Annotated in this window: 16 protein-coding genes and 1 pseudogene; 8 read left to right on the top strand and 9 right to left on the bottom strand. The window is 37.7% G+C overall.

The genetic code is table 11. The annotated features are described in order from the left end of the window. Together A0J48_RS20000 and A0J48_RS19995 are read right to left on the bottom strand one after the other, a co-directional pair. The coding region (locus tag A0J48_RS20000; protein WP_200326191.1) for a hypothetical protein at positions 1–1,094 on the bottom strand (1,094 nt) is incomplete at its 3' end. A gap of 120 nt (positions 1,095–1,214) precedes the next feature. Continuing rightward, a complete protein-coding gene (locus A0J48_RS19995; RefSeq protein ID WP_200326189.1) occupies positions 1,215–1,655 on the bottom strand; it encodes a glutaredoxin in 441 nt (146 codons plus the stop codon). Positions 1,656–2,004: 349 nt separating this feature from the next. Between A0J48_RS19995 and argZ the strand changes: the two genes are divergently transcribed. The 4 genes from argZ (at position 2,005) to A0J48_RS19975 (ending at position 5,052) form a co-directional block, all read left to right on the top strand. After that, the gene (gene argZ / locus A0J48_RS19990; protein ID WP_200326187.1) at positions 2,005–4,116 is read left to right on the top strand and encodes a bifunctional arginine dihydrolase/ornithine cyclodeaminase; all 2,112 of its coding nucleotides are present in this window, start codon (positions 2,005–2,007) and stop codon (positions 4,114–4,116) included. A 142-nt stretch (positions 4,117–4,258) separates the two neighbouring features. After that, on the top strand, positions 4,259–4,498 hold the full coding sequence (locus A0J48_RS19985; protein WP_200326185.1) for a type II toxin-antitoxin system HicB family antitoxin: 240 nt from the start codon (positions 4,259–4,261) through the stop codon (positions 4,496–4,498). Next, positions 4,495–4,719, top strand: a complete 225-nt coding sequence (locus tag A0J48_RS19980) for a type II toxin-antitoxin system HicA family toxin (RefSeq protein WP_234301038.1) — start codon at positions 4,495–4,497, stop codon at positions 4,717–4,719. The genes A0J48_RS19985 and A0J48_RS19980 overlap by 4 nt, the downstream gene beginning before the upstream one ends. A gap of 105 nt (positions 4,720–4,824) precedes the next feature. After that, a complete protein-coding gene (locus A0J48_RS19975; protein WP_200326183.1) occupies positions 4,825–5,052 on the top strand; it encodes a hypothetical protein in 228 nt (75 codons plus the stop codon). Positions 5,053–5,170: 118 nt separating this feature from the next. Here the strand turns inward: A0J48_RS19975 and dcm are convergent, their stop codons facing one another. Continuing rightward, on the bottom strand, positions 5,171–6,478 hold the full coding sequence (gene dcm / locus A0J48_RS19970; protein WP_234301037.1) for a DNA (cytosine-5-)-methyltransferase: 1,308 nt from the start codon (positions 6,476–6,478) through the stop codon (positions 5,171–5,173). 257 nt (positions 6,479–6,735) lie between these two features. Between dcm and A0J48_RS19965 the strand changes: the two are divergent. Together A0J48_RS19965 and A0J48_RS19960 are read left to right on the top strand one after the other, a co-directional pair. Further along, a pseudogene (locus A0J48_RS19965) lies at positions 6,736–6,867 on the top strand (Uma2 family endonuclease); the annotation flags it as partial. 90 nt (positions 6,868–6,957) lie between these two features. Next, positions 6,958–7,470: a DUF2085 domain-containing protein gene (locus tag A0J48_RS19960; protein ID WP_200326179.1), complete on the top strand. Its 513-nt coding sequence runs from the start codon at positions 6,958–6,960 to the stop codon at positions 7,468–7,470. Between the two features lie 21 nt (positions 7,471–7,491). Here A0J48_RS19960 and A0J48_RS19955 read toward each other — a convergent pair whose 3' ends face one another. Both A0J48_RS19955 and A0J48_RS19950 read right to left on the bottom strand, forming a co-directional pair. Beyond that, positions 7,492–8,106, bottom strand: a complete 615-nt coding sequence (locus A0J48_RS19955; RefSeq protein WP_200326193.1) for a Uma2 family endonuclease — start codon at positions 8,104–8,106, stop codon at positions 7,492–7,494. Between the two features lie 11 nt (positions 8,107–8,117). Continuing rightward, complete coding sequence (locus A0J48_RS19950) at positions 8,118–9,869, bottom strand: N-acetylmuramoyl-L-alanine amidase (RefSeq protein WP_200326177.1); 1,752 nt, start codon at positions 9,867–9,869, stop codon at positions 8,118–8,120. Between the two features lie 275 nt (positions 9,870–10,144). Between A0J48_RS19950 and A0J48_RS19945 the strand changes: the two genes are divergently transcribed. Together A0J48_RS19945 and A0J48_RS19940 are read left to right on the top strand one after the other, a co-directional pair. Next, positions 10,145–11,782 (top strand): CTP synthase, encoded by a 1,638-nt coding sequence (locus A0J48_RS19945; protein WP_200326174.1) that lies wholly within the window; start codon positions 10,145–10,147, stop codon positions 11,780–11,782. Positions 11,783–11,988: 206 nt separating this feature from the next. Further along, positions 11,989–12,417 carry a hypothetical protein gene (locus tag A0J48_RS19940; RefSeq protein ID WP_200326172.1) on the top strand — a complete coding sequence of 143 codons (429 nt, stop codon included), beginning with the start codon at positions 11,989–11,991 and terminating at the stop codon, positions 12,415–12,417. Between the two features lie 46 nt (positions 12,418–12,463). On the opposite strand, the gene A0J48_RS19935 is transcribed toward A0J48_RS19940, so the two are convergent. The 4 genes from A0J48_RS19935 to A0J48_RS19920 all read right to left on the bottom strand — a co-directional run bounded on the left by A0J48_RS19935 (position 12,464) and on the right by A0J48_RS19920 (position 15,418). After that, positions 12,464–13,354 carry an ROK family protein gene (locus A0J48_RS19935; protein WP_200326170.1) on the bottom strand — a complete coding sequence of 297 codons (891 nt, stop codon included), beginning with the start codon at positions 13,352–13,354 and terminating at the stop codon, positions 12,464–12,466. A gap of 100 nt (positions 13,355–13,454) precedes the next feature. After that, a complete protein-coding gene (locus A0J48_RS19930) occupies positions 13,455–13,616 on the bottom strand; it encodes a hypothetical protein (RefSeq protein ID WP_200326168.1) in 162 nt (53 codons plus the stop codon). Positions 13,617–13,677: 61 nt separating this feature from the next. Further along, positions 13,678–14,568, bottom strand: a complete 891-nt coding sequence (locus tag A0J48_RS19925) for an ABC transporter permease (RefSeq protein WP_200326166.1) — start codon at positions 14,566–14,568, stop codon at positions 13,678–13,680. Positions 14,569–14,797: 229 nt separating this feature from the next. Then, positions 14,798–15,418, bottom strand: coding sequence for a Uma2 family endonuclease (locus A0J48_RS19920; RefSeq protein ID WP_200326164.1), 621 nt, complete (start codon positions 15,416–15,418; stop codon positions 14,798–14,800). Positions 15,419–15,429 lie beyond the last annotated feature (11 nt).

Below are 15,429 nucleotides of genomic sequence, written 5' to 3'. Positions count from 1 at the left end.
AGATTAGATGAATCACAAAATATATTCAAATTTATTTTGAAAATTTTCGTTGTAAAATCGCCGTCATTGTTCAAAATATTAGGTAGTTTAATTAGTTCAGATATAAAATTTATTTTTTCCCTCAAATTCATACTTGAATAAAAATCAATAAAATACTCTGATATTTCAGTAGAGGTTATAATTAAATATTGAACGGAATCCAATTTTTGATGATTTTCAATTGCAAATGACTTTAATTTTTCCATTAAGAACCCAGATGTTGCATCAAAAATTATTTCCTGTTCTATAAAGAAGAGTTCTGATAAAAATATATATCTATCTTCTTTCGTTTTATCAATGATTTCTCCTATCTTTTTTCTATCTATTGCTTTAAAAAACTCTTCATGTTCTTCTAAAATACACTCGAATACTAACATATATCGTTTAATAATGTTTTTGTCATCTGGCTCATCAAATAAAATCTTTTTCAGACAAAATATAAAAAGGTTAGTTATGTATTTTTCCGAAGCTGGTAAATGGCGACCTATTAAAAAATTCCTGACACCTTCTAAATTATCTGGAAAATATTTACCTTCTACATCACGTTCTAAAGCATTTGATAAGGCTTTTCCAATAACAGGAGGTTGACTAAGTAATACTTCAATAGCTGTTCTAATATGGGTACGAACTAATTCAGGCGTTGGTTGAAATAAAAAACCTTCAACATTCAAAACAGGATGAGCGCAACGGTGTCTATCTTTTTGAATTCTCTCTAGATGCTCATACTCTGTTTCTGTCAGCATCTTCACAGCATCGAAAGCTTTAGATAAAATAGTCCTTTCCCAAGCAGCAACCTGACTTTTATCTTTACCCTTACGAATTTTTTCAATGTCTGTAAGACATCTTTTAGCGGCTGGATCATCAAATGTTTCAGCAAGATAGCTAAACTTTTGATAAAGGTCATATACCACAGCGATCCAAATAGAGACAATAGCAGATCTATAAGCTCCCCCAGAATAGGAAACTATAGCCTCTGCTGCATATGCTCTAATATTTTCATCATCAATATCTAACAAAAGAGATTCAAGATCAGCAAGTTGACTATAGCGTTTCATAAAATTATTTTCTAAGGCTTGTATTCTATATTTTACGATGATGCTTTTGCTGGTTTAATAGCGTTACAATATATTGCTTTTAGGGTATCAAGGATAATAAAAACTCCATGCTTTCATCCTTCACATTTTACTTTTAACATCCTGAATTCCAGGATTGAGAAACACATGACCTTTCACATAAACTACTGGTAAACTCACACGATTAGATTTGAATTCATAGCGTCTAAGCATATCCCACATTTGTTTCTCGATGTTTGGATCATCTAAGTTTCTGTATTTATAGTTAATTTTACTGGTTGTTAATTGTTGTCTCATGCGGGTAGTTCTACCACAGGTATCTGTACCAAAAACTAAAATTAAAGGATTTTTCTTAACAGGTTTCTTGACTACTTTTTTACTAACATTTTTTTTGACAACAGTTGTTGCCTTTTTAGCTGTTTTGCTGTTATTTGCTGCTAAATTGGCCTGTTGAGGATTTTTTGCTGCTACAGCGATAGAAGATGCGCTGACTGTAGAAAGGAACATTGACAATACAAAAGCTATATTTTTTAGACTTTTCATAATGTTTTGTATTTTGATGAATTGTAATCAAATTTAAGAACTATTATAAAGACAAGTAATTGTTATAAGCTTTTGCACTTAAAAAAACTTGATTATTTAATACACTGTTTAATTAAGATTAAAGAAAATATACTCAAGCACTAAAGGTAAATATCAGCAGTTGACATCTCTTCATAAACCTTCTTTGCTTCTTCCCCTCATTTTTTTATGGCAGTAATAGAATAATAACGATATCCTTGTAAAGCCTACCATGAACAAAAGGTAGCGATAAAGTAGCAGATTTGACAGAAGTAGAACACCAAAACTCTGTATCCAGAAGAGATTACTGAAAAGCGAAGTAAAATTTTTTATGGTTTCCCAAATTCGGTTTTTAATGTGCGCTCCCGACCACTATGATGTGGATTATGTGATTAACCCGTGGATGGAAGGGAATATTCACAAGTCATCACGCGATCGCGCTGTAGAACAGTGGAATAAATTATACAATGTTATCAAAAATCATGCCATTGTTGATTTAGTCGCCCCAGAAAAAGGCTGGCCTGATATGGTATTTAGTGCCAATGCAGGTTTAGTTCTTGGTGAAAACGTCGTTTTGAGCCGCTTTTTGCATAAAGAACGCCAAGGTGAAGAACCGTATTTCCAACAGTGGTTTGAAAATAATGGTTTTAATGTTTACACTCTTCCCAAAGATTTGCCCTTTGAAGGTGCTGGTGACGCACTTTTAGACCGAGAAGGGCGGTGGTTATGGGCTGGATACGGTTTTCGGTCAGAATTAGATTCTCACCCCTACCTGGCTAAATGGCTGGACATTGAGGTGATTTCTCTGCGGTTGATGGATGAGCGTTTTTATCACCTTGATACCTGCTTCTGTCCATTAGCAAATGGTTATTTGCTGTATTATCCTGGTGCTTTTGACTCCTACTCTAACCGAGTCATAGAAATGCGCGTTGCACCAGAAAAACGTATTGCTATTGCAGAAACTGATGCTGTTAACTTTGCTTGTAATGCGGTGAATATCGAAAGCATCGTGATTATGAACAAAGCCAGTGATAGTTTAAAATCACGGTTGGCGGAAGTTGGTTTCCAGGTGATTGAAACGCCTTTAACGGAATTTCTCAAAGCTGGCGGTGCGGCTAAATGCTTGACTTTGCGGGTAACAGAACCAATAGCGGAAGAAGTACACGCTAATGTATCTGTAGAAAGTCGTGTTGTCCGCATGGAAGGACATTTACTGGATGCAGGTTTAATTAACCGCGCTTTAGATTTAATTGTGGAAATGGGGGGAAGTTTCCAAGTTCTGAAATTCAACTTGGGAGAACAGCGTCAAAGTACATCTGCGGCTGAAGTTAGGGTATCTGCACCATCCCACGAAGTGATGGAAGAGATCATATCTCAGTTGATTGATTTGGGTGCGGTTGATTTACCCCAAGATGAAAAAGATGCGAAACTCGAACCTGTGCTACAAGCGGGTGTAGCCCCTGATGATTTCTATGTCAGCACGATTTATCCCACAGAAGTGCGGGTAAATGGAGAATGGCTGAAAGTCCAAAATCAACGCATGGATGGTGCGATCGCCATTTCTCAAACTGCCAATGGTATAGTAGCTAAGTGTAAACTATTGCGGGATTTGGAAATAGGCGAGCAGGTAGTAGTTGACGTTTTAGGTATCCGCACCATCCGCAAAACCGAATCCCGCGAACAACGCAACGCCCAGGAATTCAGCTTTATGTCTTCCGGTGTTTCCAGTGAAAGACGGGTGGAATTAGTCGTTGAACAAGTAGCTTGGGAATTACGTAAAATCAAGGATAGTGGTGGTAAAGTCGTTGTCACTGCTGGTCCCGTGGTAATTCATACAGGTGGTGGTGAGCATTTATCCAGATTAATTCGGGAAGGTTACGTACAGGGACTTTTAGGCGGAAATGCGATCGCAGTTCATGACATCGAGCAAAATATGATGGGAACATCTCTCGGTGTAGATATGAAGCGGGGTGTAGCGGTACGTGGTGGACACCGACATCACCTAAAGGTAATTAACACTATCCGCCGTTTTGGTAGCATTGCTAAAGCTGTAGATGCGGGAATAGTGAAAAGTGGAGTGATGTATGAATGTGTGAAAAACAACATCCCCTTTTCCCTCGCCGGTTCAATTCGTGATGATGGGCCTTTACCAGATACGCAAATGAACTTGATTTTGGCACAGCAGGAATATTCTAAAATTATCCAAGGTGCGGAGATGATTTTGATGTTGTCTTCCATGCTGCACTCTATTGGTGTGGGAAATATGACACCAGCAGGGGTGAAGATGGTTTGTGTGGATATTAACCCAGCAGTCGTGACGAAATTGAGCGATCGCGGTTCAATAGAATCTGTAGGTGTGGTGACAGATGTGGGTTTGTTCCTGAGTTTGTTAATTCAGCAGTTGGATAAGTTGACAAGCCCCTACGTTGTTAATGTAGGTTAAGAATTTTCTCACGCAAAGACGCAAAGACGCAAAGGGTTTTTTGTGCGTTTTTGTGTCTTTGTTTTTTTCACGCTCCAGGCGCGGAGAGTTATCATATAAGCAGTACCATTTATTGCTGTACATAACTATTAAGGTTAACTAAATGCAAACGCTAATTCGACTAAAAATTGAAAGATTTATTGAAGAAAATCAAGAATATTTTGTGGCTACAAGTGATGATTTACAAGGGTTGGTGGCTGAAGGTAAAACAATACAAGAAGCTATAGAAATCGCTGAAGATGTAGCTAAGGTATTATTGGAATTGGAGAAAGAAAAAAATCATAATTTTCATTTACAAGATTTACCTTCTCAATTTGAATATCCGTTAATTATGGAGGTATGATGGGAAGACTAGCCGATTTTTCTTATCGAGAAGTAACTAGAAAGTTGGGAAAACTAGGTTTTGAGTTTTACCGTGCAGCTAAGGGAGATCATGAAATTTGGTTTAATCCAGAAACAAATCAAAAAACAACCATTCCTCATCATCGGGAAATTAAGGAGGGAACTCTGAGAAGTATTTTAAAACAAGCCCAGGTTGATGTTGATGTTTTTCTTGATATTTAGTGATTATTTACTGAAGACATTGCTTAGTAAGTTTTCTTCACGCTTCAGGCGCAGAGTCCCAGATAGTTATAATATAAAAATCCCGAAAAAAGGAGTTAATTAGTAATGTTACAAACTGTGAAAGGAATGTATAAAAATGGAAAAATTGAGTTAGCTGAAATTCCGAAAAATATATTGGAAAGTGAAGTTTTAATTACTTTTATAGAAACTATAAAACCAGAAAATATGACTGTAAAAAGTTCAACAGCAGAATTATTTAGTCCCCTCCGTGGTAAGGTTCAATATTTTGAAGATATCACCACACCCACGACTGGAGAATGGGGCGAAATATGACTTTTATTTTAGATACTTGTGCTTTAACATCCTGTAAATCCTTAAATCCTGGACATCCTGATTCTGACAAAAAATAAAATCAGCGAAATTTTAATATTGATAGTCAAGTTTATTAGTTTTATCTAGTTACAACATATTCTTTTTTAGCAACTGATAGCATCTTTTGAATTACTATTCTTTCTGCAATTTCTCTCACAACAGGAACTACTACCGTATTTCCCAATAAATCAAATGCTTTATTAATGGGTAAATTAATGTGATAATCTTCAGGAAAACCAAATAATCTCAATCCTTCTCTAATTGTTAAACATCGTAAACTCTCCCCATCAACTACCGCTAATTTCTGCATATCTGTAGCTACTAAAGTTGGTGTTATATCATCAGGATCAAGAATTTTAGTCACAGAAAAACTCAGTTTACCCACTACTATATTATATCCCTTGGGTAAATCAAGTCTATATTCTCTTTTTTTCACTTTGTTACCATCTTTATTTATTACTTCCTGAATATCTTTAGGATGTTCATATTTTAAATAACCTTTATTTGCTAAATCATCTAACATTTCTGGTAATTTAGCATGGGGATAAAAAGTAGCAATTTCATCTACAGTTAAAGGTATTCCATCCATCCATTGAATCCCTTTGTTTGCAGACCAAATTTTTCTTCTTCTTTGTTTTAACAATAAATTCAATAATTCCTTTTGTGCTAAACTCACCTTTCCTTTTAATTCTAAATCCCAACTGTGAATATTATCTTCTCCTCCTCTTTTATCTCTAATAGATTTTCCATAAAGTTGTTCAATAGAGTATTTTTTTAATAATGTTTTGACAAAATTAGTCTGTAAACTTGGACAACCTGTTTCTAAAATATCTGATAATCTGGGTTTTCGGTTTTTAGGAAAAGTTAAAGAAATAGGATCTGCTTTAGTTCCCGCTATATAAACTCTTTTTCTCTCTTGAGGAACAACAAAATCTATAGCAGTTAAAACATTATATGTTACCTGATAACCTAATTGTTCTAACTTATTCACAATAGTTGCTAATGTTCTCCCGTGATCATGTTGTACTAAACCTTCCACATTTTCCAGTAAGAAACCAAAGGGTGATTTATCTCTTAAAATTCGTTCAATTTCAAAAAACAGCGTTCCTCTAGTCTCTAAAAATCCCTGTCTTGTTCCTGCGCTACTAAAAGGTTGACAGGGAAACCCAGCTAATAAAATATCAAAATCAGGTATTTGTTGAGTAGAAATTTCTGTAATATCACCCCAAATTTTATTTTGTTGAAAATTATTTTGATAAACTTGAATTGCTGTAGTTTTTATTTCCGAGGTAAAAACACATTCACTTTGAATTCCTAAAGTTTTACAAGTTTGTTCTAAACCTAATCTCATTCCCCCAATTCCCGCAAATAAATCAATAAATTTCATCTTATTGGACATTAATTATTATTGAACATCAACAATTAAATATTAACATTAAACCTATATTTTGAAAGGTTAATTTTAGTAATTAACCATGATTTTGGTAAAATCAAAATTATTATTAAATCACAAAATATATCAGCATAATAAAAATGGTATATGTGTATATTAACCACGCAGTAGTGAAAAATTGAGCGATCGCATCTCAAAAGTCAGCACTCTTTCAGTTATACTAAATTAACAACTGCAATCCTTTAAATAGTATGAGTGAAACCCTGGCTGATATTGATATACCACCGCAGTTTCCTGATCATACTCAACTACCAGAGTCTGATGGTACTTTTGTTAAGAACTTTCAAGAACATCCCCAAAGCATCATTCTCACAGATTCAATAATTCAAAATTACGAGAATTGGGTATAAATCCAGATGATGATTTATAATTAAATAAACGAACCGCAGAGGCGCAGAGGACGCAGAGAAAAAATGCAACGGGCAATTTTATCACAAGATTTTCAAGTTAAAAAAATTAATTGGGTGAGTTTTTTGGCTGATTTCCTATTAGTGGGAATGGTGTTTGGTCCCCCTATTGCGCCTTTTCTCGCTGCGTCTGGTGTGTTTTTACTTCCGGGTATTGCGGATATTATTTACTTTATGGGTAATCATGTCTGTCCCCAGCCTACTATGGGTTTGGAGTTAGCACCACCGTTTATTATGGCGGTGTGTATGCGTTGTTATGGGACGGTAAGTGGTTTGTTAATTACTCGAATCTTGTATAGTTTAACTAATGGAAAAGGTGTTTTTTGGTTAAGTCAATATGGTTGGACAGGTGCGGCTTTTGCTAGTGTTTTAATGATGGCTTATCCTTTGGAATTAGCAGCACAAGTTTTCGGTTTGTGGGATTTTAATAATTATATTGTTACGCCTTTTGGTTTAATTACTGGTTTAGCTTGGGGTTTATTTACTATGCCGATTTTGCATATTCGGAGGCTATTTTAATGACTAATTCAGAAACAACATTTAAGCTTGAAAAATCTCAACCGCAGTTAATTCTAATTCAGGAAAAGTTCGTGATACAATTCTCTCATTACCTCGAAATGCACTAGACTGATAAACTCCTTTTTCATCCAACAAATAGACAAAAACTGTAGGTATTTTCGGTTTACCTAAATAACTACGACTACCTAAAGCTAAATAATCAACAATCCAATATTCTGGAATACCCAAACGTTGATATTCATCGAGTTTGTCTATATAATCATCTTCCCAATTAGTTGAAATCACTTCAACTGCTAATTGCAAAGGTTCTAAAAGTGCAGAATAAGCAGCGCGGTTTGCTTCCCAGATAGTTTTGTCTACCACACTAACATCAGGATGACGACCTTGTTCTTCACCTTCTGAGTTGTTCGTCCTAATCATTATTCTTCCTGATATCCTATAATTTAACTTCTGACGCTTGACTTCCCCTTTCAAGATATCAGCAATAAAATCAGCAATATCATCATGTTGTCTTGTTGCTAATATCCTCACAATCTCTCCATTAACAAGTTCATAGCGTCCCTCTTCATCTGGTAGCTGTTCAATAAACTCTGCAAAAGTCAGCTTTTGACTTTTAGGTAAGGTTAAGATAGTCATCATCAAATATCCTATTTCGTCATTTTAAACCACTCCGTCACCCCATCAGCCAAAGTCTTGGCCATTTTCTTCTGTTCTTGAGGGTTCACCACCTCCTCAAATTCATAGGGATTACTCATAAAACCCAATTCCAATAATACCGAAGGTGCAACAGCAGGACGAGTTAAAGCTAAATTATTCCAAAACACCCCATAAGAAGGTTTACGAAGTTTGTGAACTACGTAATTATGTAAAAATACTGCTGGGCTGTGTGCTTGAGGATGATACCAAAAAGTCCCGAAGCCCTTGGTTCTTTCCGCATCACCATCATCAGGTAAAGAATTATGATGGATAGAAAGAGCGATCGCAGGTTCTTCTTTACTAATTATCTGCTGACGTTCGACTAAAGAAACATCTCGATCATCCTCCCTTGTCATCACCACTTTTGCACCACGCTGCACCAATTCATCCCTCAATAACTTAGAAACCACCAAATTGACATCTTTCTCCAGATACCCCGTCGGACCACTTGCACCAGATTCTTTACCTCCGTGTCCCGGATCGAGTACAATCTTTATGCCAGATAAAGGCAGGCGTTTTCTGTTGTGAATATTAGGTGCATGACGCAAGCTCAAGACCAGCGTTGTATTGTCGTATTTCAGCTTATATCCCCACTGTTGGAGTTGTTTGAGGTTAAAGGTGTATTTGACCTGACCTGGAGCGATTTGTTGCCAATCCAGGCGATAAATTAGGGGGTCATCATCCAGGCGAATTGTGTCAGTTTGAGCAGTGGTACTGTAAAGAGTCAGGGTAAAGGCGCGATTGCTTTGTTCCACACTCACAGGTACAGCCACTTGTAGGGGGAAACGTATTTCTGTTACACCAGCCAACTGACGATATCCCACACTCCGAATAACTGTTTGTGGCGGTACTGCATCAGGTATAATTTTGGCCTCTTTGCTATTAATCCAAGCCCCATAGTCTAAGCGTAACCAATCTCCTTCTCTACCTGTAACTGTTGCCCTTGTACCTTTTGGTAGTGGTGTGAGTCGAGAATAATCTGTACTCGGACCGGTGCGAGTCACGCATGATTCTGATGTAGCTTCTGCAACAGGTAACTGTGTGGGACTAAGAATTTCAATTTTGCCAGCACCTGTTTGAGATATTGTTTGATTATTCAATGTCAAATTAAATAGAGGTTGTCCCAAATCAGCAGCATTGGCCACTGTTGTACAGCCTTGATATTTGCTAGGACTAAAGGTAGTGGGCTGATTTTTTCCTGTTAGTACACCTGAATTAGACGGTAATTGCGCCTGTGGTGGTTGTGGTGACAAGGAAATGGTTTGATTAGCCAGCTTAACAGAGACAGTAGCTTGAGGAGGTGCAATTGCACCAAAACAAATCAGTTCTCCCGGTAGTCTAGCAAGATCAACAGCAGGAGTTAGAGAATCTTTAGCAAAGCCTAAACCTTTTGATAATTCTGGTTGAGTAGAAAGCCTTGTTACCTTAATCTCCCGTTCTTGATTTTGGTAACGTACTTTAAATATATTCTCCCCTAACTGTAAGGGCAAACTGGGAGAAAAATGACCAGCCTTGCTACGTTTAACAGGCATACCATTGATTAGGACTTGTCCATCAGGTGGTGCTGTACCGATAAAAAATATTTTTTCTGTACTGGTTTGGTAGTTTGTTGGGGGAAAAACTACTAGGAGTGAACTTTGTGCTAAAGCAACCGAGGAGGTAAACAGACAGTTAAATACTAATAATCCTAAGACTTTTTTCACGGTGACACACACAAGATTTCAGGATAATGACTGTGAGACAATGAGCAATATCAGGATCAAGAATGAAGCATGAAAAGAATTCAAAAGTCAGGAGTCAGGAGTCAGAATGTTTGATAAATCGGTGGATGATCGAATAGTGATCTTTGGTGTAACCGTTCAAAAGCTGACTGCTGAACCGAGAGTTCTGCGGATCGTCCGCTAATAGCTTAATGCTTATGCTTTATCCTGCACGAGATGGAATGTATTTTTAGAAGTTGCTAGAAATTGAAAATACTATGACTAAGTTTATCTTTGTAACTGGAGGCGTTGTTTCCAGTATTGGTAAAGGCATTGTAGCAGCTAGTCTGGGGAGGTTGCTCAAATCACGGGATTATTCGGTATCTATTCTCAAACTCGATCCTTATATTAATGTTGATCCAGGCACAATGAGTCCCTTTCAACATGGGGAAGTTTTTGTTACCCAAGATGGTGCAGAAACAGATTTAGATTTGGGACATTATGAACGTTTTACAGATACTTCCATGTCCCGATTAAACAGCGTTACCACTGGTTTGATTTATCAGTCAGTCATTAATAAAGAACGCCGTGGTGATTACAATGGTGGGACGGTTCAGGTAATTCCCCATATCACCAATGAAATCAAAGACCGAATTCTGAGAGTTGCTAAAGAAACTAATCCCGCAGTCGTGATTACAGAAATTGGTGGGACTGTCGGTGATATTGAATCACTACCTTTTTTAGAAGCAATTCGCCAGTTACGTAAAGAAGTAGGACGGCAAAATGTTTTATATATGCACGTCACACTGTTGCCTTGGATTGCCTCAGCGGGTGAGATGAAAACCAAGCCAACACAACACTCTGTCAAAGAGTTGAGATCCATTGGGATTCAACCAGATATTTTAGTCTGTCGGTGCGATCGCACTATCCCTGTCGGCTTAAAACAGAAATTATCGGAATTTTGCGATGTCCCAGTAGAATGTGTCATCACCTGCCAAGATGCTAGTAGTATCTATGAAGTACCCCTGATTTTAGAACGGGAAGGATTGGCACAGCAAACCCTAGAGTTACTGCAAATGGAACAACGCCAACCCAACTTGACTCAGTGGGAAACAATGGTAGAACGGATGTATAGTCCCAGATACAGCGTTGAAATTGCCATTGTTGGTAAATATGTGCGTTTAAGTGATGCTTATCTATCTGTAGTCGAATCCTTACGCCATGCGGCTATTGCTACCTATGGTGATTTGCGTTTGCGCTGGGTAAACTCAGAAGCTTTAGAAACTGAAGCCGCAGAAAATTATCTGGCAGGTGTTGATGGTATCCTTGTTCCCGGTGGTTTTGGTAGTCGGGGTATAGATGGGAAAATTGCCGCCATTAAATACGCACGCGATCGCCAAATTCCCTTTTTAGGTTTATGCTTGGGAATGCAGTGTTCTGTAATTGAATGGGCGAGAAACGTCGCAGGCTTACTTGATGCTAACAGTGCCGAATTTGACCCCTACACCAGCGATCCAGTTATTAACCTACTGCCTGAACAACAAGATGTAGTGGATTTAGGCGGAACAATGCGTTTAGGTTTGTATCCTTGTCGCGTTCAACCAGGTACACTAGCCTTTGATTTATATCAAGAAGAAGTAATTTATGAACGCCATCGTCATCGCTACGAGTTTAACAACCTCTATCGCAATGCCTTGTTAGACTCTGGCTATGTTGTGAGTGGGACTTCTCCCGATGGACGTTTAGTAGAAATTGTCGAATATCCCAACCATCCATTCTTTATAGCTTGTCAATTTCATCCAGAATTCCAATCTCGTCCCAGCACCCCTCATCCTTTGTTTAAAGGATTCATGGAAACTGCAATTTCTCGTACTCATCCCACCCCCGCTGCACCAAAACCAGTTCAGGTTTCTTAATGGAAGAGGGTGTAGGGTTTAGGTAGGGTGTAGGGTGTAGGGGAGCAGAGGAGAATAATGTATTGATCATCTATTGCCTATTGCCTATTGCCTATTGCCTATTGCCTATTGCCTATTCCCTATTCCCTATTTGTAGCAAACATCAAAATTTGGGTAAAATTGCTATAGGAGATACAAAATTATTTAGTCAGTGTTGAGGCAACTTTGTGGCTTACTGGGTAAAAATACAAGACCAGAGGAAAGAATATGTAATTAATTTTGATAGTGTAAACAGTTTTTGCTATGAAAAAAATGGCAGAATTACCTTCTGGTTGCCCAATAGTTCTATCCCTATAGTCATTAATCCCCAAAGTAATTGGGAAGACTATCAAAAGATTTGTGATTATATAGAATACGCCCAAGGCTTAGATCTAACTCATCCTTATTGGGTAAAAATAACTTATGAAAGAAAAGAATACATAATTAATCTCAACTGCATCAGTTCTTTCTGTTATGAACAGAATGGCAGGTTAACTTTTTGGTTGCCAGATGTCAATTTTCCCATCATTATCAACCCTGTAAGTAATGCTGAATCCTACGAAAAGGTTGTAAATTTCCTAGAACAACACACAGGAATTTATATTGATAATTCGTAATTCGTAATTCGTAATTCGTAATTACTACCCAGTCCCCAGTCCCCAGTCACCTTTCACCTATCCCCAATGCTAACTTAGCAGCACCTACCATGCCGGCTGAGTTCCCCAATTTTGCAGGTAGTATTTGTAACCCGACACGCGATGTTGGTAAAACTCGTTTTTCAATTTCTGCTTGCATTGCTGGTAAGAAAAATTCAAAGCTGGCACTAATACCACCACCAATAATTACTGCTTGGGGTGTGAGAACATAGATTAAACTTGTTAAACCAATCCCTAAGTCTCTACCATATTCTTGCCAAAATGTCAATGCTTCAATATTACCATTTTGGGCAAGTTGGCCTAATTCTGCGGGTTCTTTCCCCGTGCGACGACGAATAGCTGATATACAAGTGTACTGTTCTAAAGAACCTTGATTACCACTATTACACATTGGTCCTTCGGGGTTTAAAGTGATTAAACCTAATTCTGCTCCTGCACCTTGATGACCAACAAATAATTTACCATTGAGGATAACTGCACCACCAACCCCAGTTCCTAAAGTCAGCAAAATCAAATCTTGAAAATTACGGCCTGCACCTAACCACGCTTCCCCCAAACCCGCACAGTTAGCATCATTAGCGAGGATAGTAGGTTTAACTGTCTGTGCTTCTAACCAATCTGCTAAGGGTACATCATGCCATCCTGCCAAATTAATGGCTACTTTGGCAACTCTGCCAGCAGCGTCAGCAGGCCCAGGAGTTCCCACACCTACGGCTATAGTTTGATTATCTGGGTCAATTTGAGCGATCGCATCTACTATTGCAGATAATACCGCTTCTGGTGTGGCTGGTTGAGGAGTATCTACAGTTATGGATTGTAAACAATTACCATCTGCTGTAAATCTTCCCAGTTTAATTGCAGTTCCACCTAAATCAATACCAATTACTTGCTTAGTCATTAGTCATTAGTCATTAGTCATTAGTCATTAGTCATTGGTAATTAGTTAGCAGCTGATGAAAAAATCCCAATCACCAATTACCAATCAGGAATTACTTATTTTATTGGTTTTTACTAACTATTCTCACGTTCGCAACCGGATAGGAACTAATAGTTGAATTCTGCAAAGTTGTCACTGGTGATCCTTTTAAAATACCAGATAAAGCTACAGAAAGCATTAACCCACCCGTAGCAGCTGCAATTAAAGTAATGTTATCTTTCACACTAATCTCTCAATTTTTCAGTTGTCATTAGTCATTAGTTATTTTTCCGAATCACCAATGACTATTGCCTATTTTCTCTTCTCAGACGGGGATTGACAAATTCATTTAACCCTTCCCCAAGTAGTGATAACCCTACTACCAAAGTTGTCATTGCTAAACCGGGGAAAAGGGTAGTCCACCAAATGCCTGTAGGTAGTGCTTCCAGAGCTTGTTTTAAATCATAGCCCCATTCAGGAACATCTTCTGGCAGTCCTAAACCCAAAAAGCCTAAACCACCTAAAACTAATATGGCATCTGCGGCGTTGAGGGTAAAGAGGACGGGTACACTTTGAATAACGTTGAAAAATAAATATCTTGAAAGTACAATCCAGGTGGAAGCGCCCATTGCTTGTGCAGCTTCGATGTAAACTTCTGTTTTGACGCTGACTGTGTGGTTGCGAACTACGCGATAATATTGGGGTATGTAGGCTATACTAATGGCGATCGCCGCATTGAAAATTCCCCTACCTACCACAAAAGCCAGTGTGACGGAAAGTAGTAATCCCGGCAAAGTATAAATGCTATCCATGAGAAATAGCAGCATTTTATCCAATCTTCCACCTAAATAGCCGCTTACCATCCCTAAAGGCACACCCACAATCATACTGAGTGCAGTAGCTAAAATTACTACTTGTAATGCGGCTTGTGCGCCAAATATGGTGCGGGAAAAGACATCATAACCCAAGCGACTTGTACCAAACCAATGTTTAGCCGAAGGTGCTTCATGAATAGGGTTGGAGAGAAATTCTTTCGGGTTTTGTAGCCATCCCCAACTTTGCAACACAGGGGCAAAAAAGGCTAAAAAGATAAAAAATAGCGTCATGCATAACCCTATCACCATCAATCGCTGAGATAGGGTAGGATTTTTGGTAAATTTAAAGAAACTTGGTAATTTACGTTTTGTGATGGTCATCCGATTTTGGATTTTAGATTTTGGATTGATTCGATGGATAAATCAGGGGAGTTGATGTATTTTTGATTTTAGATGTTCGTGAACCTCAGTCATCCGATTGTGGAAATATTGATTATGATAAGATTGGAGACAAGGGTTCGACAATTCAAAATTCAAACCTCTTTTCTCTAGCAATTTGCAATTCTTTGATGTCAGATTGAGTAAAAATTTTAAAAACTGCTAAAAACTGCTAAAAACTAGCTTGAAAAATTTGGTTAGCAGTTAAGTTTAACTCAGGGAAAGTCGGTGATATGATTAAATCATTACCTGTAAATTGATTAACTTGGTATTCTTCATCTATAAGTTGATAAATAGAAATAGTTGGTTGTTTAGGGTTGCCAATTAATGCTCTACCACCTAAAGCAGCATAATCTACAATCCAATATTCAAGTATACCCATTTCCTCATAATCTGCTAATTTTTTATGGTAATCATCACGCCAGTTTGTACTCACAATCTCTACCACAAGAGGGACTGAAGCAGATTTACTAATAGTAGACTGTTTTTTCCAGAAAGGCTCATTAACTAAATTAGGACGATTTAATAGTAGTATATCTGGTGAGTATCCAGATTCTTTTTCAGGTATTTTAATAAAAGCTGTTTTGGGGATGAAATAAGGAAGTTTTAGCCGTTTATATTCTGTGACTATTTCTCCAACTAAAAATCCTACTATTTCTTCATGATCTCCTACGGGTGGTGTCATTTCTATAATTACTCCATCATACAGTTCATAGCGTAATCCTGTATTTGGATAACACTCTATAAATTCTTCAAAAGTTACTAATTTAGTTTGAGGTAAAACTTGAATCATAATTTAGATTA

Source organism: Sphaerospermopsis aphanizomenoides BCCUSP55 (assembly GCF_001586785.1).
Classification (GTDB): Bacteria; Cyanobacteriota; Cyanobacteriia; order Cyanobacteriales; family Nostocaceae; genus Sphaerospermopsis_A; species Sphaerospermopsis_A aphanizomenoides_A.
This window is presented reverse-complemented; position numbering and strand designations above follow the sequence as displayed.

Excerpts from the sequence above, each read along its gene's own strand:
- A0J48_RS19945 (WP_200326174.1), top strand. The coding sequence starts at position 10,145 with ATGACTAAGTTTATCTTTGTAACTGGAGGCGTTGTTTCCAGTATTGGT.
- A0J48_RS19925 (WP_200326166.1), bottom strand. The coding sequence starts at position 14,568 with ATGACCATCACAAAACGTAAATTACCAAGTTTCTTTAAATTTACCAAA.
- A0J48_RS19975 (WP_200326183.1), top strand. The coding sequence starts at position 4,825 with ATGTTACAAACTGTGAAAGGAATGTATAAAAATGGAAAAATTGAGTTA.
- A0J48_RS19955 (WP_200326193.1), bottom strand. The coding sequence starts at position 8,106 with ATGACTATCTTAACCTTACCTAAAAGTCAAAAGCTGACTTTTGCAGAG.
- dcm (WP_234301037.1), bottom strand. The coding sequence starts at position 6,478 with ATGAAATTTATTGATTTATTTGCGGGAATTGGGGGAATGAGATTAGGT.
- A0J48_RS19985 (WP_200326185.1), top strand. The coding sequence starts at position 4,259 with ATGCAAACGCTAATTCGACTAAAAATTGAAAGATTTATTGAAGAAAAT.
- argZ (WP_200326187.1), top strand. The coding sequence starts at position 2,005 with ATGGTTTCCCAAATTCGGTTTTTAATGTGCGCTCCCGACCACTATGAT.
- A0J48_RS19935 (WP_200326170.1), bottom strand. The coding sequence starts at position 13,354 with ATGACTAAGCAAGTAATTGGTATTGATTTAGGTGGAACTGCAATTAAA.
- A0J48_RS19995 (WP_200326189.1), bottom strand. The coding sequence starts at position 1,655 with ATGAAAAGTCTAAAAAATATAGCTTTTGTATTGTCAATGTTCCTTTCT.
- A0J48_RS19920 (WP_200326164.1), bottom strand. The coding sequence starts at position 15,418 with ATGATTCAAGTTTTACCTCAAACTAAATTAGTAACTTTTGAAGAATTT.
- A0J48_RS19980 (WP_234301038.1), top strand. The coding sequence starts at position 4,495 with ATGATGGGAAGACTAGCCGATTTTTCTTATCGAGAAGTAACTAGAAAG.
- A0J48_RS19960 (WP_200326179.1), top strand. The coding sequence starts at position 6,958 with ATGCAACGGGCAATTTTATCACAAGATTTTCAAGTTAAAAAAATTAAT.